Below are 19,262 nucleotides of genomic sequence, written 5' to 3' on the forward strand. Positions count from 1 at the left end.
TATGTACGATTGTTGCCGAGTTTGGAGCCAAAGGTGCGCAGTTTGTGCTCGAAAATACATGCGCGCACCAGGCGCGGTGATCTTCGCGCAGGTATCAGGTAATCAGTGGGTTATGCGCGGCGACGGCCGTGGGGAGAAGGGAATTTCGTGGTGGACGATCCCGCGATGTGCTCGACGCATCTGGTCGAGCTGGTGGCCAGGCTGTCACCCAAGGCAGTCCTGCTGTACAAGTTCGCGGTGGAAGACCCTTTCTGGACGCGGCTGGAAGCCCAGCGCCGGCTGGGCGTCGGCGAGGCGGAGCTCGATGAACTCGTCACCACGCTGGCGGAGTTGCTGCTGCTGCGCCCTTCACGGGATTCCAGTCGCGAGTTCGACGCGGTCGGCCCCGGTACCGCCACTGCTGAGCTGCTGAACGCCGAAGAGAACGAGATCCGCCGACGGCAGGCAGTTCACCGGCAGGTCAAACGGGAGCTGCTCGCGCTGCAGCCCACCTACTTCGAAGCCCGCCAGGCACGCAGAAGCGCTGAGGCGATCGATGTGGTCGACGACGTGGCGGTGGTCCGGCAGTTGCTCGCCGACGAGGCCCAGCGATGCGGGCGGGAGCTGCACATCGCGCACCCGGGCGGCGGGATGGACCCGGACGGCCTGGACCGTAGTCTCCAGCTGGACATGATGATGTTGGAGCGCGGTGTGGTCATGCGCTCGGTGCTGCAGCACTCCACCCGCCTGCATCCGCCGACGCAGCAGTACGTGGCCGCGGTGACCAAGGCCGGCGCGCTGGTCCGGACCACGTCGATCGTGCCGCGCCGGATCATCGTCTTCGACCGGGAGGTGGCGTTCCTGCCGCCCGAGGACGGCGACCCTGCGGGCGGCGCCGTGGTGGTCCGGGAGCCGGCCGTGGTCAGCCACCTGCTGGAGAGCTTCGATCTGCTCTGGCACGTCGGGCACCGGTTTCCGCTCCTGCCCGAGAGCGGGGCCGACGACGGCACCGGGGCGGCGGAGCGGGAGCTGACCGGGGCGATCCTGCTGCAGATGGCGGCCGGGGTGAAGGACGAGGTCATCGCGCGCCGGCTGGGTATTTCGGTGCGGACCTGCCGCCGGCACATCGCCGACATCTCGACGAGCCTCGGTGCGCAGAGCCGGTTCCAGGCGGGCGTGCTCGCGAAGCAGCGCGGCCTGGTCGACTGACGACGAGACCTTCGGTGGGTTACGTCGAGCGGAACGGCTTCCGCCGTAACTTCCTGCAGGACCACTTGTTGCGTCGGTTCGACGCCGTCCGGCCCGTGATCGCGGTGCTAGATTTCCGCTGAGCACAACGACTATTGCCGGCCGAAGATCGGACTGAAAGGCAAAGAAATGACGGCTGCCTGGTTCGCCTCCGATAATCCTGAGCGGCTGACGCTCCGCGACTCCAAGGCGGCTCTGTCCACGGGATTCTGCGACGACACGACCGAACGGGCGATCACGGACATCCTGGCGGCGACCGACCACGGCACGGCCAACGCGAACCGCGCGCTCGAGGACCTGCAAAAACTCCTGGAGCGGATGCGGCACACCCCGGAAGGGACCGAGCGGGTCAGCCGGATGAACGCGTTCGTGCGCACCCTCGGCCGGGCCGACAACCTGGCGACCTTCCTCGAAATCATGCGGACCTCGCTGAAAACGGGTGAGCAGGCCGACCACGAGATCGCCGAACGGTCACGCGCCGGTCGCGGGCACTGCATCTACGGCTGGGCCGGGCAGTCGCTGATGCTGGCTTCGGAGACGCATCCCGTCCCGAGCACGACGCCGGCCGGTGAGGGGGTGGCGGAGTTCATGGGCTCCCCGGTCTCGGAGTGGCACCTCAGCATCCACATCTGGCAGCCGAACCCGGAGGCTCAGGGGTTCGAGTCGACCAAGCGCTTCGAACCCGGCGTGATCGTCGAACCGCCGCATTCACATCCCTTTTCTTTCGTCTCTTACGTTTCGGTCGGCGAGATGCGGCAGTCGATCTACGAGGAGTCCGCCGAACCCAGGCCGGCCGCCGCCGGAGACCGCTACCAGGACGTCGTCTTCGAGCGGGTGGACGGCGTCTGGCCGCCGCACCAGGAGTACGAGCCGAGCCGGCTCCGTACGGTCGAGGACCGCCTGCGACTGGAGCAGGGGGAGAGCTACTTCATGTCGACCGACCTGATCCACGACGTCGAGGTGGACCGGGCGGCGGCAGCCGACCGGCCGGCGATCACGGTGTTCCTCTGCGCCGAGACCACCCGGATCGCGAGGTCCTACATGGTCGGGTCGATGGCGGAGTTCCATCGTCGCAACGCGGACATCACCGATCGGGCGAAGGCGCTCGCCCCCGAGGAGTGGGACGCCAAGCTCGACGCCACGGCCCGTTATCTGCGCGGCGAGGCCGACCACCTCCGGCTGGGCGAGGTCTTCGAATGCGGCAGTTCGTACGCCTTTATGAACATCTGAGACGGAGCGGTGAAATGAATCCCGAAGTCAGCGGACCGGCCGGCCCGCGGCGGGCGGTCGTGCTGTGCAAGTGGCAGCCTGTGCTCGCCGGGGAACTGCTCGGACGGGTGCGCGTGCACGTCGTCCTGGACGCCTTCGACGTGGCGCACGCCGACATCGACGAAGGGCTTCTCGCGCTGGCCGCGTCGGTCCACACGGTGAGCACGTTTAACGCGCTCGAAGAACTCGCCACCGTGGCCGTGTCGATCCGGCTCCAGGACCCAGAAGTCGGCCGGGTGGTGAGCTTCACCGAGTTCTCCCAGCTCGGCGCGGCGTACCTGGAAGAGGTCTTGGGGCTCGGTGCCACGGTTCCCGCCTCGGTGGCGACGCGTGACAAGCGGCTGATGAAGCAGGTGCTCGCGGAGGCCGGCGTGCCCACCGCCTCCTTCACCTCGCTGCCCGATCCTTCCGACGACGCCGCGGTGGTATTGATGGCCGGTCGTCTGGACTACCCGGTCGTGGTGAAGCCGGCGGCCGGTTTCGGGACGATGAGCACGTACTTCGCCCAGGACGCGGAGGGGTTCCTCGAGGTCTGCCGCTCGTTCCGCTACGAACCGGCGCTGTCCTCCAGGCAGCTCACGGTCGAGTCCTTCATCGACGGTGAAGAACTCCATGTGGACGCCTACTGGGGAAGTGGAGGACCGCACTTCCTGTTCGTCTCCCGCTACTTCGCGCCCCGTCTGGCCGTCCAACGTGGAGAGTGCGCGCAGGACGGCGGCGAGCTGCTTTCCCGCGAGGCGCACCCGGCGCTGTACGACGAGCTGGAGCTGTTCACGCGGCGCGTCGTGGACGGGCTCGGGGTCACCGGGACGATGCTCCACCTGGAGGTGTTCCGGCAGGCCGACGGCGGGATCGTGTTCTCCGAGATCGCCACCCGGACCGGTGGCGGCTGGATCCCCGGGCTCGTCGGGCAGGCGCTGGGCCGCAGCATCTGGTCGGTCGTGGCCGATCTGGTGGTCGACGGCCAGACCGCCGCGCCCCGGCCGGTCGCCCCCTGCCTCGGCGTTGTCCACTTGCGACCGGACGCGCCCGGCCGCATCGTGGAGATCCCCACCGCGGAAGAAGTCCTCTCCGTGCCCGGGGTGTTCGAGGCGCACGTACTGCAGAAGCGCTCGGACGTGCTGTGGATGCAGCACCCCTCGGAGTGGGTGGTGTTCGCCTTCATCGGCGCCGAGACCGCGGACGAGCTGGCTGCCCTCGGCAAGGAGATCCCCGCGCTGTTCCCGATCCGCACCGTTCCCGTGGCGCCGGAAGAGCCGGGCCCGACCGGATGACCGGGGTTCCCGGGCCCGTCGCGCTGCTGCTCTCCGCCAAGCTCGCCGGTGGGGTGGTCATGCTCAGCGCGGCGTTGCGACGGCGTGGATGGCGGGCCGTGCTGGTGTCGGAGCTGGCGGACGACCCGAATGCCGCAGCGTGCGACGGCCACGTCGTGGTGGCGTGGGACAGCGCGGATAAAACCGTCGCCGCGGCGGTGGAACGCGCCGGCGTACGCCCCGCCGCGGTCGTGAACATGGTCGAATCCCTCAGCGCCCGCCGCGCCGCACTCCTGGGTCACTTCGGCCTGGCGGATCCGAGCCCCGGCCTCGTTTCGCTGCTGGACAAAGCCGCGGTCCGGAGCGCCGCCGACGCGGCCGGAGTCTTTCCGGTGTGGTGGACGGCGGGCTCGCTCCGGGTGCTCGCGGAGACCGGGCCGGGCCGGTACCCGGTGGTGCTCAAACCGGCCACGGAGAGCGGGGCCTCCCGCGATGTGCACCTCCTGCGTTCCGCGGAGGAGTGGGAGCGCACCGTGGCCGGTCTACTGGCGGGGCACGCCGAGGACCTCTTCGTCGTCGAGGAGTTCCTGGACGGCGAAGAGTTCTCGATCGACGGTTACGTCATCGCGGGGAGATTCGAGCCCGTGTTCGTGGCCGACAAACCCGACCACGACACGGTGCGGCTGCGTGATCGGGGCCTGCGGATGTCGCCCCCGCTGCGGATCCCGGCCGAGACCGTAGCCGGCTTCGTGGCGGATCTGCAGGTCCTGGTGAGCGGGCTGGGGCTCGACTCGGCGTGGCTGCACGTCGAGGGCCGGCTCGGTGCCGGCGGTCGGGCCGGACTGATCGAGGTCAATCCCCGGCCGGGCGGTGGCCTGTACCCCTCGGCCATCCGCCACCGGACGGGGGTGGACCCGATCGAGCTCTCGCTCAGCCTGGCCCTCGGCACTGCGCTTCCCGTTGCGGCCTCCGGACACGACGACGCGCTGGCGATCGTCCCACTGGACGCGGAGGCGCTCGGGGTGGTCGATTGCCGTACCACCGCCGCCGAGTTGAGGCGCCTTCCCGGCGTCGTCGACGCCTACGTGATCGACGGCTACCGGGTGTCCACCCTGGACAAGGAGAATTTCTTCGCCGCCGTGATGGTGACCGGCCGCGACGAGCGGCAGCTGCGCGAACGGGCTTCCGGGGCACTGGCGATCATGGACTACCGGGTGTCCCGTGGCCCGTTTTCGCCGGATTTGCCGGGAAACCCGGCTCGGCCGCCGCGGTGAACTTATGGCCATGCAACTTGCTGCGCCGGGGAAACCCCCGATCGCGGCCCCGGATTCGCCAGAATGACGAGTGTCCACCAGGACATGGACGATGAGGAGCAGGCAATCATGCGGAGAGTTTTCACGGCGGGCGTCATCGCCGCCGCGTTCTGTGTCAGCGTGGCTATCGCCCAGGGGGCCGTCGCGTTCGCCGCGACCGCCACCGCGGCTGCCGCTCCCGAGCACGGCCGGTCGACCGTGGCGCCCGACCACGACGGCGGCGGCACCGACTGGAGCGTCGTGCTCGGCGGCCATTGACGGAAATCGTAGTAGGAGGCGGAGCGTCGCTGTGGACTCGCAGACCCGGCACCATCTCCTCGTGATCCTGGGGACCGGCGGTCCCGGGCCGGGGCTGTTGGCCGCCAGCCTGACCGCGCTCGCCCGGGTCACCTGGCTGTACGACGCGCGCGACCTGCGTGATCCGGCGCGGGAGCTGGCGGTCATGCGCTCGGCCGGCCGGGCGGTCGAGGTCCGGCCTGGCGGTCACCTCGCGGCGGCCGCCGCGGTGCACGGCGTCGATCGTTTCGACGGCGTGCTGACCTTCGCGGAGAGCTCACTGAGGATCGGCGCGGTGATCAGCGAGGAGCTCGTGCTGAAGTCCAACTCGGCGGCCACGGTGGAGCATCTGACCAACAAGCACCTGCAGCGGCTCGCGCTGGCGGAAGCGGGGCTGCCCGGGCCCCGGTTCCAGCCGGTCCACTCGGCCGAGGGGATCGACCAGGCGCTGCGGCGGGTCGGGCTCCCCGCGGTGCTCAAGCCGATCCGCGGTGCGGGCGGGGCGCTGACCACGCTGATCTCCTCGGCCGAGGAGATCAGGTCCGCGTGGGCGGTCGCCTCGTCCGTCCTCGGCGGACTGGACGGCGAGCAGGGCGCGCACCGGCTGCTGGCCGACACGGCGACCCCGCACATGCTGCTCGAAGAGCTGCTGGTCGGGCGGGGATGGCACGAGGACACTCGCTACGGCGACTGTGTCAGCGTCGATTCGCTGACGGCCGACGGGATGACCGAGCACCTGGCCGTCAGCGACCGGCTGCCGCTGACGTCGGGGGTGCGGGAGAACGGGCAGATCTACCCGTCGGTGCTCCCCGGCGAGCTGCTGGCCGAGATCACCGCGATGGCGGAGGTCGGCCTGCGGGTGCTCGGGGTGACCGACGGGATGACCCAGACCAAGATCAAGCTGACCGAGGCCGGACCGCGGATCATCGAGATCAACGGCCGGCCCGCCAGCGGGCTCTGGACCACGGTGCGCGAGGCCTCCGGCTACGACGTGATCGCGGAGGCGGCCAAGGTTGCCCTACGGCTGGAAACGGGCGCCAGACCGGAATTCGCCGGTTACACGGCGATGCTGACGCCCTGCCTCGACGCCGGACTGGCCGACCGGCACGTCGAGGTCACCCTCGACGGGGTATTCGAACAACGGCCGGGAGTGCACGGCGTCCGGGCGCTGCATTCCGGGACTGTGGACCTCTCGCTGGACAGCGGCCACGCACTGGCGGCCTGGGTCAGCGGGCCGACCCCGGAGAGCATTCACGACCATGTGTCCGCACTGCGGCAGGCGATCCGGATTTCGATGTGAAGCTTCACCCGGTCGCCGGCCGGAGTGAAATGAAGTAATTCCCCTTCCTGGGGTCAGAACAATTCTTCCTGATATCACCGCGTTCCCCCGTACATTCCGGGTGGGTGCGCGAACCCGTGCTGCGCCGAACAGATGGAGGCTCTCCATGACCACGCTCACCAATTCCCCGGCTACGCGTTCCCGGGTAGATTCCCGCCGGCGCTACCTGGCCATTCTGGACGACCCGATGTACACCTGCCTGGTCGGTCTGCAGGACCTGGTCAGCTACGAAACCGCCCGGTTCTGGCGGGAACGGCAGGTCCGCGCACTCCACCTGCCCGTGACCACCGGCTCGATCTCGTCTCCGATGGGTCTGGGCAGCGATTCGCTCCCCGTGCAGGTCGACCTGTTCGGCGTGCCGACCTATCTCGCCGATTCCATGCAGTTCATGCTCGAATACGGTTGCCGGCTCGCGCCGGACGGCTGTTACTACCTGATGCCGAGTTTCCGCGGAGAAAAGGCGGACAGCACGCATCTCAGCCAGTTCTTCCACAGTGAAGCCGAGATCCCGGGTGAGCTGGACGACGTCATCACCGTGGCCGACGCCTACGTCCGGTACCTGGCGGCCGCGGTGCTGGAGCACCTCACCGACGAGGTGGCCGGAGTCGCCGGGGGAGTGGCCCACCTCGAAGCGTTCCTGGCCTCGGCCACCGCCCGGATGACCTTCGACGAAGCGGTGGCGGCGCTCGAGGGCCAGGCCGGTTGCTTCGAGGTGCACGACCAGTGGCGGACGATCACACGACGGGGCGAGGAGAAGCTCATCGAGCAGTACGGCCCCGGCGTGTGGCTGAGTCACTACGACCGGCTCTCGGTGCCGTTCTACCAGGCCGTCGACGAAACGGGCGCCAAGGCTCTCAACGCCGACCTCTTGCTCGGGCCCGGTGAAGTGATCGGCTGCGGTGAGAGGCACACCACGGCGGACGACGTGCGCGCGGCCCTGCACGGACACGGCGTCGCCGAGCACGACTACCAGTGGTACGTGGACCTGAAAGCCCGCCGTCCCCTGCCCACCAGCGGGTTCGGGATGGGCGTCGAACGCTTCCTGATGTGGGTGCTCCGGCGGTCCGACATCCGCGAGCTACAGCTGGTGGAACGTTACAACGGCGAGGTCACCGTGCCCTGAGTCGCCCGGTTTCGCGGGTCTGGCCGGGTTTCGACTGTTCGGGAGGTAAACGATGTTGTTCGGCGGCGAAAAGGCCGGCGCGATGATGTCCACGTTGGACACCCTCGGGTTCGAGCGGTTGCTCGCCCTGCCCGCGGTCCCCGCCGGCAACCCCCGGCGGATGCGTTACCCGGTGACCGTGAGCACCAGCGTCGACGACGGGCAGTGGTACGTCCGCTCCTTCGGCACGGACTTCGACCTCGTCGACCCGACCCGGCGCGGCACGCTCGGACGCTGGTACTCGCTGGGCTGGGGCGTGGTCGACGACCTGCAGGTCGCCGAGCTGCTGATGGTGCACGCCGGCGAGGCCGGCCCGGACGTCCTGCCGGTGCTGGACACCGAGCTCGAGCACCACGGCGTGACCCGAGCCGAGCGCAGTGTCCGGCCGGGCCGCTGGGGCACTGAGCTGCGCATCTCCGCGGTGTTCGACCGAATGCCCGAGGGGTGGTGCTGAGCCGGCATGTCCGCGCCACCCTACGTACGAGCGCTCGAAGCGGCCGAGTTCATCATGGGACCGCCGTCGATCAAAGGCATCCCCCTGTGGCGCGGCGCCGGCCTCCGCGCCGTGCGCCTGCTGATCGAGGGATTCCTCACGCTGGTGGCTCAGCGGGACGAGGCCGAGGTCGTCGAACACGGCTTCCTTGCCTCCGCCGAGGCCAACCGGCAGGTCTTCGGCAGCTACGCGAACGTCTACGAGCTGGTCGTCGTGCCAGGAAAGCCGGGTATGCAGTTCCGCTCGGACAACATCGTCAGCTCGGTCGGGCTGCTGCGGCGCGAGGGCCGCAGGACTCCGGTCGTCTCGGTCGGCAGCATCCTCCGCGACTCGCCGGGCAAGACACCGCCGTTGTTCCGCGACCGCAACATCTGGCCGGTCGTCGAGTTGAACCAGCTCGCTGACGAGGGAGAGGCTTCTGCCCTGCTGGATTTCTACGCCACCGTGCTCGAAGACCTGCTGTGGTCCATCGGGATCCCGTCGATCACGGTCAAGACACCCGAACTGGCGAGTTACGGCAAGACGACCTACCTGACCGTCGCCGTGCTGCCGAACAAGCGGCCGACCGTACTCGCCACACTCTACGTGCTGGCGGACGAACTCCGGCTCGCGCTGGGGGAGCGGCACGACGTGATCGACGTCGGGTTCACCGGCAAGCTGCTGGCGACGGCGGCCATGGTGCACGCCGACGTCCGCGGCTTGGCGCTGCCGAGCACCATCGCGCCGGTCCAGGTGGGCGTCACGCTCGCCGAGCGCGGTGATCGGGCCGAGCGGTGGCTGGCGGAACTGCACGGCGCCGGGTTGCGGTGTGAAACCGCGTTCGCGAGCGGCTCCGGAGGCCGGGCTCGCGCCGAGCGGAGCTGGCACCGCAGGAGTGTGCCCCTGGTGATCGGCCTCGACCGGACAACGGGCTCGGTGACGGTCTGCACGCGCTCGCCGCTGCACCGGGCCGAGCTGCCGGACCTCCCGTCGCCGCAGCAGGTCCGCGATCTGCTGGCCGGAAGCGACGCTCGGCTGGCCGGGACGGCGAAACGCTTGTTCGACGCGGCGATGGACGAGGGCGAGTACCTGCGGTCGATGTGCGAACCGTGTGCCGAAGCCGCCGATCTCGCCGTCTTCGGCGTGGTGGTCCCGAGTCCGCGGGTGCGGTGCGAGCGCTGCGGGGACTCCAAGGGACAACGGCTGTTCATCAGCGACGAGGGGCGGTTCTACTGATGGCGGAATCCGTGTTCGTCTCGACGGCCATCCCGTACGTCAACGCGCGTCCGCACCTCGGCCACGCGTTCGAGTTCGTGCAGGCCGACACCGCCGCCCGGCACCTGGCCCGGCAGGGCAAGCAGGTGTTCCTCTCCAGCGGGACCGACGAGAACAGCCTCAAGAACGTCCTGTCCGCGCAGAAGACCGGTGAGTCGACCGCCTGCCTGGTGGAGCGTCATGCCGGGGACTTCGTCCGGTTGATGAGCGAGCTGGGTGTGGTCGTCGACCGGTTCGTGCGGACGAGCGTCGACGCCGACCACCGGCTGGGCGCCGCCGCGCTGTGGCAGCGGATGGCCGACCGCGGTGACATCTACTCGCGCCACTACGAAGGGCTGTACTGCGTCGGCTGCGAAGAGTTCCGGACGCCGTCCGAGCTCGCCGGCGGGCGCTGCGCGGTGCACCGGACCGAACCCACCGTGGTGCGGGAGCGCAACTACTTCTTCCGGCTCTCGAAGTACCAGGACGCGATCGTCGCCGCGCTGAGCACCGGTGAGCTGCGGATCTGGCCGCAGTCCCGGTGCAACGAGATGCTCGGACTGGCCCGGGGCGGGCTGACCGACATCAGCATTTCCCGCTCGGTCGAGCGCGCGCACGGCTGGGGGATCCCCGTACCGGGGGACGACAGCCAGGTGATGTATGTGTGGATCGACGCGCTCACCAACTACGTCAACGCGCTGGGCTGGGTCCGGGACAGCGACGACTACGACCGGTACTGGCGTGACGCGGAACAGCGGATCCACGTGATCGGCAAGGACGTCACCCGGTTCCACGCCGTCTACTGGCCCGCGATGCTGATGTCCGCCGGCCTGCCGCTGCCGACCGACGTGGTCGTGCACGGCCACGTGACGCTGTCGGGGCAGAAACTGAGCAAGTCGCTGGGCCACGTGATCGACCCGGTGGAGCTGATCGGCAGGTACAGCGCGGAAGCGACCCGGTTGTTCATGCTCGCCGAGTTCTCGCCTTGGGCCGACGTCGACTTCACCGACCAGCGGCTCGTCGCGCGGTACAACTCCGACCTCGCAAACGGCCTGGGCAACCTCGTCGAGCGGGTGGCGGGCATGACCCACCGGTACCGCGCCGGGATCGTGCCCGAAGCCGGACCGCGTGGAACGGCGAAACATTCGCTGCTGCACAACGCCGTCGCGGCCGCCGCAGCGTGCCGGACGGCGCTCGACCGGTTCGACTACCGCGAGGCGGTGGCCCGGATCTGGGACCTGGTGCGCGGGGCGAACCGGTACCTCGACCGGCTTGTGCCCTGGGAGCTGGCCGCCGCGGAAGAGCGCGGCGACGGCCACGCCGCCGAGACCCTGGACGGTGCTCTGCACGACCTCGTCGCGACCCTGCGCACGATCGCGCTGCTGCTGGGGCCGGTGCTTCCCGAGACCGCCGCGAAGGTGCTCGACGTCCTCGGCGTGCACGTCGCGGACACGAGGGAAGACGGTTTCAGCGCTCTCGACGGCTGGTCACCCGGCATCGCCGGGGCGAAGATCGCCCGCTCCCCGCACCTGTTCCCCCGTCTGGAGCTGACCTGGTGAACCGCCGAGGACTGCGGCTGCCGCAGGAGATCACGCCCGGAACCGCGGTGGGCATCTGGACACCGTCCGCGCCGGCGCCGTCGCTGTTCCCCCGTCGTTTCGAGCGGGCGCTGAAGGCACTCGAGGCCGAAGGTTTTCCCGTGGTGCTCGCCGATTCGGCGACCGGAAACGCCGGGATCGGGGCGGCCGCTCCGGCCGTGCTCGCCGCCGACCTGCACGCGCTGCTCGCCGAACCGCGGGTCGGGGCGGTGCTGTGCGCGACCGGCGGGTACACGTCGTCGGCCGTACTGGCGCGGATCGACTGGGCGCTGGTGCGGGAGGCGGCGATCCCGATCATCGGGTACAGCGACATCACCGCCGTGTTGTGGGCGGTGATGTCCCAGGCCGGGCTGGTCTCCTTCCACGGACCGATGCCGGTCTCCGAGTGGGGCGAGTGGGGCGGTCCATGGGCCTACACACTGGAGAACCTCCGCCGTGCGCTGCACCCCGGAGCCGAGCCCGTTCCGTTGCCCGAGCCCGGCTGCTGGACCGACGAAACCCTGTGGTGGGACAAGGAAGACACCCGACGCAGGAAGACCCGGACCGGCGGCTGGCGCTGCCTGGTGCCGGGCCAGGCCGAAGGATGGCTGCTCCCCGGCTGCGCGGCCACCGCGACGCACCTGTTCGGCACGCCCTACCTGCCCGACGTCGACGGTGCCCTGCTCTGCCTGGAGTTCGCGGGCATGGGACCGGACCAGGTGTGGGCGCACCTGGTGCAGTGGGCGGACAGCGGCCTGCTCGGCCGGGTCGCCGGGCTGGTCGTCGGCCGTCACGCCGGACCGAAACCCGCGGCCGGCGGCTCACTCGACTTCGACGCCGTCGTCCTCGACGTCGTCGGAGACCGCGGGTTCCCGGTGCTGGCCGACGTCGACTTCGGCCACACCGAACCCATGCTCACGCTCCCGGTCGGCTGCCACGCCCTGCTGGACGCGACGGCTCGTGAACTGACCCTGCTCGAACCCGCCACCACCCCCGCTACGAGGAGAACGCCATGACCGGCGCGCATTTCACCGACGACGACGACCAGCTCGTCGTCCACTTCGAGCAGAAGCTGTGTGTCCGCTGCGTGCTGCCGGAGAACTTCCCCGGCTCCGATTTCGACGCCGACGGCGTCTGCGAGTACTGCTGCACCGAGGTCGAGCGGGTGGACACCTCGCGCGGCGAAGTCGACCAAGCGCTCGCGGAAGGCCTCGCCAGGACGGCCGGGGTCGCCGACTACGACTGCGTGCTGCTCTTCAGCGGCGGCAAGGACAGCTCGCTCTCGCTGATCCAGCTGGTCGAGGAGCACGGCCTCCGGGTGCTCGCGATGACGCTGGACAACGGGTTCCTGTCGCAGGTCACCGCGGCGAACATGAGCGCGGTCCTCGACAGCGTCGGCGCCGACCACATCGTGGTGCGTCCGCAGAAGCGCGTCATGCACGGCGTCTACCGCAGCGCGCTGACCAGCTCGTTCGGTCCGGAGACGGTGAAGTACTCGACCGCGGCGTGCGGCTCGTGCATTGGGATGGTCTTCGCCGCGGGCATGCGTACCGCGGCCTCCTACGGCGTCCCGCTGCTGGCCGGTGGCTGGACTCCCGGGCAGCTCACGACGTCGGCCTTCGTGCCGGCGAGCTTCCTGCGCGAGGTCATCGACCGCAACCTCGACCCGGTGCGCGCGACGACCCCGGCGCTCAACGACGACCTCGACGCCTGGACCCGCGACTCGGGCGAGTTGCCGACCGGGCTGGTCAACCCGCTCTACGCGACCGGCTACACCGAAGCCGGGGCGTTGAAGATCCTCGAGAAGCACGGCTGGCACGCGCCGCGCGACACGGACTCGTGCTCGACGAACTGCCGGCTCAACGGGCTGCTGATCGTCGACCACATCAAGAAGTTCGGCTACCACCCCTACGTCTACGAGATGGCACACCACGTGCGCATCGGGGCGATGTCCCGCGACGAAGCCCTGTCGAAGCTGCGCAACGTCAACCTGAAGAGCTCGGCGGTCGGCGCTGTCGCCGTCGAACTCGGCATCCCTTCGCCGCTGCACGTCCGCTGACCCGTTCAACCAACCACCAGGAAAGGCCCTTCATGGTCACCGCAACCATCGCCGCTGCCGAGGCGCTCGACGGGCTCTCCGTCGCCGACATCGCCAAGCTGGACTTCTCCCGCGTCGTCGGGCTCACCAACGAACCGAACATGCCCTCCGGCGGCGGCGAGACCGTGCGCCGGGTGCTGCAGCTCGCACACCCGCGTCCGGGCCGGCCGGTGCTGGAGGTCGGCAGCAACACCGGGTACACGAGCATCGAGATGGCCAGCTGGCTCGACGCCCCGGTCACCGGCCTCGACTACAACCCGGTGTCCAACGCCTTTGCCACGCACAAGGCGCAGCGGACCGGGATCGACAACGTCACCTTCGTGCTGGGCGACGGCCAGGGGATGCCGTTCGAGGACAACACGTTCGACCTGGTCTTCTGCAGCAACGTCACCTCGTTCATGGCCGATCACGCCAAGGCGATCGACGAGTACTACCGCGTCCTGGCTCCCCTCGGGGTGCTCGCCGCGGTGCCGATCTACTACCGCTCCGCCCCGCCGGAGCCGCTGCGCTCGGCCGTCGAAGAGGCCATCGCCGCTCCCCTCAAGGTCACCGACAAGGACTACTGGGTGGACATGTTCTCCCGGGAGGGCGTCAGCCTGGTCGAGGACGAGCCGTACGAGTACGTTCGTCAGAGCGGCGAGCGGATCGCCGAGTACGTCGAGACCGTGACGCGCCAGCCCCACCTCGAACTCCAGCCCGCCGAGAAGGTCGCCGCGCTGCGCGAGCGGCTGGCGCACTTCTACGAGCTGTTCGACGAGAACCTGTCATACTGCGGCTACTCGATCATGCTGTTCCGCCCCGGGCACCCCAACCCCGAGCCCGTCCTGCACGCCACCCGGCCCGCGCGGACGACGTCGCTGTGACGGCCGCCGAAGTGCGCAGTCCGTTGCGTGCCTTGACGGACGACGACGTCCGGCCCAACCGGCTGCAGGACGTCGCTTGGCTCCGTGAGTACCTCGCGGCCGGGGCCCGGGCGGGGGAGCCGATCCTGCTCAGCCTCGGCGAGACCTGGGCGAGCACGCCCGAACCGCTGGCCGCGGCCTTACGACAGGTGCCGGATGGTTCCCACGGGTACCAGATCTCGATGTACGGGCTCCCGCAGCTGCGCAAGGTGCTCAAGGAGTATGTGGCCGACACCCAGCGGCTGCCCCGTACCGCGGCGTGGGAGCTGGCCGTGAGCTGGACGGGGACCCGCAGCGCGATGCGGGACTTCGCCACCACACTGGAGCGTGGCACGGTCCTCGCCGTCGCGCCGGCTTGGGACTACAGCGGCGTGTTCGAGCCGCTGGGCTTCCGGAGCGCCTACGTCCCGTTCGACCCGGCCGAGCGATCGGGACCGAGCCCCGAAGCCGCCCGTGCGGCCGCCGCCGCGGTCCCCGGCGATCTCGCGATGGTCGTCCTCAACGCCCAGCACAACCCGACCGGCGCGAACTGGTCGCCGGCGCTGGTCGAGACGCTGATCGAGATCGCCCTCGAACGTGGAGCGGCGATCCTCGTCGACGACGCCTACTTCGGCGTCTGCGAGACCGACCCCCGGCCGACGTCGGTGCTGGAGATCCTGCTGACGCGGCTGGCCGGGGAACACTCCCCGGTGCCGTGGCTGGGAGTGCGCTCGCTGGGAAAGCAGTTCCACTGCAACGGCTGGGCGCTGGGCGCGGTCATCGCCGAGCCCGGGCGGCTCGACGACCTGGTGAACGACATCCGGCCTCAGCACACCTTCAACTACGGCATCCATCTCCAGTGGGCGATGGCCCGGTGGCTGGCGGACCGCCCCGCGGTGGAGCAGTACCTGGTTCGCGAGCGCGCGGGGACCGCGGAGAAGCGTGCCGCCGTCCTGGGCTGGCTGCCGGCCGGGATCCGGGAGCGGGTGATCGCCGGTCCGGCGGCACCGTACGTGCTCTACCCGGTACTGGAGGGCACCGACGTCACCGCCTACCTGCGCCGGGCGGTGCTCGAATGCGGGGTCGTGCTTTCGGACGCGTGGCCGTTGGCGCGCGTCGGGCCGACGGCGTCCACGGGCTACGTGCGGATGTACCTCGGTCCGGCTCTGGACGAGCTCACGACGGCACGGGACCGCTTGGCCGCGGCGGGTCTGTGGCCGGAGGAGAGCCGGGGTGAGTGAGACCGCGGCGGCCTCGCCCGCGAAGGTCCGGTTCCGCGGCCACCGGGCCCTGCTCACCGCGCTGGTCGTGGACGGCGTCGGATCCGGGCTGTTCCTCCCGTTCGCGGTGCTGTACTTCCTCCACACCACGACGATTCCCCTCGCTTCGGTGGGCGCCGCCCTGACCGCGGGCAACCTGCTCGCGGTGCCGACCCCGCTGCTCGCGGGCCCGCTGATCGACCGGTTCGGCCCGCGAGCGCTCACCATCGCCGGGAACCTGCTCAGCGCCGTGGCCTTCGCCGGCTACCTGGTCGTCGGTTCGTCGTGGCAGCTGGCGGTGACGGCGCTGGTCGCCGGCGTCGGCCGGATCACGAGTTCGACCGCGCTGGTCTGCCTGATCAGGGTGCTGGCCGCGCCCGGCGAGCGGCCGCAGTGGTTCGCGGTGCAGAGCGTGGCGCGCAACGCGGGCTACGGGCTCGGCGGGATCGCGGGCGCGGTGGCCGTCTCGGCCGACGGCCCCTGGGCCTACCCGTTGCTCGCGGCGGTCAACGCGGCCAGCTACCTGATCGTCGCCGGCGTTCTCGCGTGGCGACGGTTCGACACCTCCGCCGGGGAACAGGCCCAGCCGGACCCGGATCCGGCCGGGAAGCCCGCCGGCTACCTCGAGGTACTCGGGGATCGGCGGCTGCTCGTCGTCGTCGGGGTCAACGTCCTGCTGGTCGTCTGCATGAGCGTTCTGTCGGTCCTGGTGACGGTCTACCTGGTCGACGTCCTCGGCCGGCCGGCCTGGGTGGGCGGCGCCCTGTTCACGCTGAACACGGTCATCGTGGTGCTAGGCCAAACCGCGGTCACGCGCCGGGTCGACGGCTTCCGGAAGCCACGGATCGTGCAGGGGGCCGCGGCCGCGTGGGCGGTCGCCTTCCTGTGCCTGTGGCTGCTGAATGCGGCGCCGGGCTGGGTCGTGCTGCCCGGAGCGACGCTGGCCGTCTGCGCCTGCACCCTCGCGGAGATGCTGTACGCGCCCACGATCAACGCCTTGGCCGTGGACGCCGCGCCCCGCACGGGGTCGGGCCGCTACCTGGCGGTCTACCAGTTGTCGTGGGGCCTGAGCACGGCGATCGCGCCCGGGCTGCTGATCTGGCTGCTCGCCCAGGGCGGGCAGTGGCCGTGGCCTGTGCTGCTGGTGCTGTGTGCCCTCGCCGCCGCGGCGATCGGCCTGCTGCTGAAGAACCGTTCTGTCACAAATTAGAAAGCATGAGGAAATGACGATCACGACCGAGCAGGCCGCTGCCTCGGAGTCCCGCCCGGCCGCCGCCGGGATCAGCGGACCGGTGCGGTCTCCCGACGAGTTCTCCCCGCTGCGGGAGGTCGTCGTCGGGCGGGCGCGCGGTGCGTTCATCCCGAGTCCGCGGGACATTTCGGCGTGGCTCGCCCTCTACAGCCATCTCGGCGCGGCACAGGTCGCGGAGATCCAGGGCGGCGCTCTGCCCGCGCAGGTCGTGGCGGATACCGAAGAGGACCTTGAGACGCTCGTCGGGACTCTGCGCGGCCTCGGCGTGGTCGTCCACCGTCCGGCCGAAGTCGACCACACGCGGCCGTTTTCCACTCCGCACTGGGAATCGCCTTCGGGGATGTACTCCTACTGCCCGCGCGACCTCACCCTGATCGTCGGCGACACGATCATCGAGACACCGAGCTCGGTGCGGGCGCGCTACCACGAACTCGACGGGCTGCGCGAGCTGTTCCAGCGGTACCTGCGCGCGGGTTCGCCGTGGATTTCGGCACCGAAGCCGCAATTGCGGGACGAGCTCTACGAAATCGGCGTCGACGGCCTGCCCGCGCTCGGCGAGCAGGAGCCCGCGTTCGAAGCGGCGAACGTGCTGCGGTGCGGCCTCGATCTGTTCTACCAGGTCAGTTCCAGCGGCAACGAGTTCGGCCGGATCTGGCTGGAGTCCGTGCTGGCTCCGCGCGGCTACCGCGTGCACCCGGTCCGCGACGTGTATCCCTTCACCCACCTCGACAGCACCATCTCACTGATCCGGCCGGGCCTGGTGCTGCTGAACCCGGAGCGGGTCACCGAGCACACCATCCCGAGCGCGCTGCGCGGGTGGGACCGTATCTGGTGTCCGGCCATGCGTGAGCTTCGTACGCACTCGACGGCCCACCCGCTGAGTTCCCCGTGGCTGGGGATGAACCTGCTGATGGTGAGCCCCGAACTGGCGATCGTCGATGCCGCTCAGCCCGACCTGATCGCCGCGTTGGAGCAGCGGGGAGTCGGCGTGTTGCCGCACACGCTGCGGCACGGCCAGGCGCTGGGTGGCGGGTTCCACTGCGTCACGCTGGACACCATCCGCGACGCTCCCTCCGGCGTGGACTATTTCGCGTGAGCCAGGAGGGACGTCTGCCGTCGCGGCGAGGTGCCCCAGAGGATTCTCGCCGGCGTTCGGTGACGGTGGCCGTCCTCCTTCTGGTGACGCTCATGGGTTTCGAGTCCATGGGTGTGGCCTCGGCGATGCCGACGCTGGTCACCGACCTCCACGGCACCGCGCTCTACGCTTGGCCGTTCCTCACGTTCCCGGCCGCCGGTGTGGTCGCGGTGGTGTGGTCGGGCCGGTGGTGCGACGGCGCCGGGCCGCGGCCGGCGTTGATCGCCGGGCCCCTGCTGTTCGTCGCGGGGCTGCTGCTCGCCGGGGCCGCCCGGTCGATGGCGGTCCTGCTCGCCGCGCGGGTCCTGCAGGGGCTGGCCGACGGGGTGCTGATCGTCCCGATCTACGTCGTGGTCGGGCTCCTCTATCCCGAACGGGACCGGCCGTCGATGTTCGGCGCGCTGTCCACGGCGTGGGTGGTGCCCTCACTCGTCGGACCGGCGCTGGCCGGCTGGTTCACCGAGCACCTGTCGTGGCGGTGGGTGTTCTTCGCGATCGTGCCGTTCGCCGTGCTGGGCTGGCTGATGCTCGTGCCGGTCCTGCGCACCCTGCCGCCGCACACAGCGCCGGTGTCCGCCTCCCGCCGGACGCCGCTTTGGGCGGCGCTCGCCGGCGCGGGAGCGCTCTTGCTGATCAGCTGGGCGGCCCAGCTCCGCTCGGCCGCGGCGTTCCTCCCGGCGGAGATCGGGCTCGTCGTGCTCACGGGATCGGTGCGCACCTTGCTGCCTCCCGGCGCCTTACGGGCCCGGCGCGGCCTCCCGGTCACCGTTCTCGCACGCGGGTTGCTGACCGGCACGTTCTTCGCCACGGAGGCGTTCGTCCCGCTGACGTTGAGCACGGTGCACGGCTACTCGGTGACGGCGTCCGGCCTGCCTCTCACCGTGGGCGCGCTCGGCTGGGCCGGGGCGTCGATGTGGCAGTCGCGCAGGTCCGGGATTCGCCGGGAAACGCTGGTGTGGCTCGGTTTCCTGCTCAGCTGCGCCGGTATCGGGAGCATGGCGCTCATCGCTCCGGCCTGGGGACCGGCGTGGCTGACGGCCGCGCTCTGGACGGTGGCCGGAGCCGGCACCGGATTGGCGACGAGCAGCCTCAGCGTGCTTACCCTGTCCGCCTCGACCGACGCCGACCGGGGCTTCAACTCCTCGGCAATCCAGGTCAGCGACATGCTCGGTTCGGTGCTGCTCGCGGGCTTGGGCGGGGCACTGGTCGCCAGGCTGGCGCCCCCGGCCGGCGTCGTCGTGCTGGACCTGCTCATGGCCGCCTTGGCCCTGGCCGGTGCCGCGATCACGGGAAACCGTTGCGAAACAGCGGCTTCCGTGAGTCTCGAGTAGACCTTCGCGGTCACCGTGGCAGGGCGGTGCCGGCGAGTCCACGGGCGTATCCCGGGCGGTAGGGTCGCGGGCGTGATCATTCCGGCTGGCGTATCCGGAGCCGCTTGAGGTGATCGGGATGCTGTTCGCCGACTTCGGCTATCCGGGGGAGATCGAAGGGCTGG

General features: G+C 70.1%; 17 protein-coding genes. All 17 read left to right on the forward strand.

The annotated features are described in order from the left end of the window. The first annotated feature begins 150 nt into the window (after window positions 1–150). The 17 genes from OG371_RS26905 to OG371_RS26985 all read left to right on the forward strand — a co-directional run bounded on the left by OG371_RS26905 (window position 151) and on the right by OG371_RS26985 (window position 19,098). Entirely contained in the window at window positions 151–1,188 is a 1,038-nt protein-coding gene (locus tag OG371_RS26905; protein WP_329057950.1) for a helix-turn-helix transcriptional regulator, read from the forward strand. Between the two features lie 168 nt (window positions 1,189–1,356). Further along, window positions 1,357–2,457 (forward strand): hypothetical protein, encoded by a 1,101-nt coding sequence (locus tag OG371_RS26910; RefSeq protein ID WP_329057951.1) that lies wholly within the window; start codon window positions 1,357–1,359, stop codon window positions 2,455–2,457. A 14-nt stretch (window positions 2,458–2,471) separates the two neighbouring features. Next, window positions 2,472–3,770: an ATP-grasp domain-containing protein gene (locus OG371_RS26915; RefSeq protein ID WP_329057952.1), complete on the forward strand. Its 1,299-nt coding sequence runs from the start codon at window positions 2,472–2,474 to the stop codon at window positions 3,768–3,770. Then, a complete protein-coding gene (locus OG371_RS26920) occupies window positions 3,767–5,023 on the forward strand; it encodes an ATP-grasp domain-containing protein (protein WP_329057953.1) in 1,257 nt (418 codons plus the stop codon). Before OG371_RS26915 ends, OG371_RS26920 begins: the two co-directional genes overlap by 4 nt. 108 nt (window positions 5,024–5,131) lie before the next feature. Then, on the forward strand, window positions 5,132–5,320 hold the full coding sequence (locus OG371_RS26925) for a hypothetical protein (RefSeq protein WP_329057954.1): 189 nt from the start codon (window positions 5,132–5,134) through the stop codon (window positions 5,318–5,320). A 61-nt stretch (window positions 5,321–5,381) separates the two neighbouring features. Beyond that, window positions 5,382–6,638: an ATP-grasp domain-containing protein gene (locus OG371_RS26930; RefSeq protein ID WP_329057955.1), complete on the forward strand. Its 1,257-nt coding sequence runs from the start codon at window positions 5,382–5,384 to the stop codon at window positions 6,636–6,638. A 145-nt stretch (window positions 6,639–6,783) separates the two neighbouring features. Continuing rightward, window positions 6,784–7,800 carry an amino acid--tRNA ligase-related protein gene (locus OG371_RS26935; protein ID WP_329057956.1) on the forward strand — a complete coding sequence of 339 codons (1,017 nt, stop codon included), beginning with the start codon at window positions 6,784–6,786 and terminating at the stop codon, window positions 7,798–7,800. Window positions 7,801–7,852: 52 nt separating this feature from the next. Beyond that, a complete protein-coding gene (locus OG371_RS26940) occupies window positions 7,853–8,293 on the forward strand; it encodes a hypothetical protein (protein WP_329057957.1) in 441 nt (146 codons plus the stop codon). A gap of 6 nt (window positions 8,294–8,299) precedes the next feature. Next, window positions 8,300–9,547: a hypothetical protein gene (locus OG371_RS26945; protein WP_329057959.1), complete on the forward strand. Its 1,248-nt coding sequence runs from the start codon at window positions 8,300–8,302 to the stop codon at window positions 9,545–9,547. Further along, window positions 9,547–11,124: a methionine--tRNA ligase gene (locus tag OG371_RS26950; protein ID WP_329057960.1), complete on the forward strand. Its 1,578-nt coding sequence runs from the start codon at window positions 9,547–9,549 to the stop codon at window positions 11,122–11,124. Before OG371_RS26945 ends, OG371_RS26950 begins: the two co-directional genes overlap by 1 nt. After that, window positions 11,121–12,158 carry a S66 peptidase family protein gene (locus OG371_RS26955; RefSeq protein ID WP_329057961.1) on the forward strand — a complete coding sequence of 346 codons (1,038 nt, stop codon included), beginning with the start codon at window positions 11,121–11,123 and terminating at the stop codon, window positions 12,156–12,158. The genes OG371_RS26950 and OG371_RS26955 overlap by 4 nt, the downstream gene beginning before the upstream one ends. Then, a complete protein-coding gene (locus OG371_RS26960) occupies window positions 12,155–13,201 on the forward strand; it encodes a hypothetical protein (protein ID WP_329057962.1) in 1,047 nt (348 codons plus the stop codon). Before OG371_RS26955 ends, OG371_RS26960 begins: the two co-directional genes overlap by 4 nt. Window positions 13,202–13,233: 32 nt before the next feature. Further along, window positions 13,234–14,103 carry a class I SAM-dependent methyltransferase gene (locus tag OG371_RS26965; RefSeq protein ID WP_329057963.1) on the forward strand — a complete coding sequence of 290 codons (870 nt, stop codon included), beginning with the start codon at window positions 13,234–13,236 and terminating at the stop codon, window positions 14,101–14,103. 32 nt (window positions 14,104–14,135) lie between these two features. Beyond that, window positions 14,136–15,362 carry a pyridoxal phosphate-dependent aminotransferase gene (locus tag OG371_RS26970; protein ID WP_329057964.1) on the forward strand — a complete coding sequence of 409 codons (1,227 nt, stop codon included), beginning with the start codon at window positions 14,136–14,138 and terminating at the stop codon, window positions 15,360–15,362. Then, on the forward strand, window positions 15,355–16,590 hold the full coding sequence (locus OG371_RS26975) for an MFS transporter (RefSeq protein WP_329057965.1): 1,236 nt from the start codon (window positions 15,355–15,357) through the stop codon (window positions 16,588–16,590). The genes OG371_RS26970 and OG371_RS26975 overlap by 8 nt, the downstream gene beginning before the upstream one ends. Before the next feature lie 13 nt (window positions 16,591–16,603). Beyond that, complete coding sequence (locus OG371_RS26980) at window positions 16,604–17,728, forward strand: inosamine-phosphate amidinotransferase 1 (protein WP_329057966.1); 1,125 nt, start codon at window positions 16,604–16,606, stop codon at window positions 17,726–17,728. After that, window positions 17,725–19,098: an MFS transporter gene (locus tag OG371_RS26985; protein ID WP_329057967.1), complete on the forward strand. Its 1,374-nt coding sequence runs from the start codon at window positions 17,725–17,727 to the stop codon at window positions 19,096–19,098. The genes OG371_RS26980 and OG371_RS26985 overlap by 4 nt, the downstream gene beginning before the upstream one ends. The last annotated feature ends 164 nt before the right edge of the window (window positions 19,099–19,262 follow it).

Origin of the sequence: Amycolatopsis sp. NBC_01480, assembly GCF_036227205.1 — a bacterium.
Taxonomy (GTDB): Bacteria; Actinomycetota; Actinomycetes; order Mycobacteriales; family Pseudonocardiaceae; genus Amycolatopsis.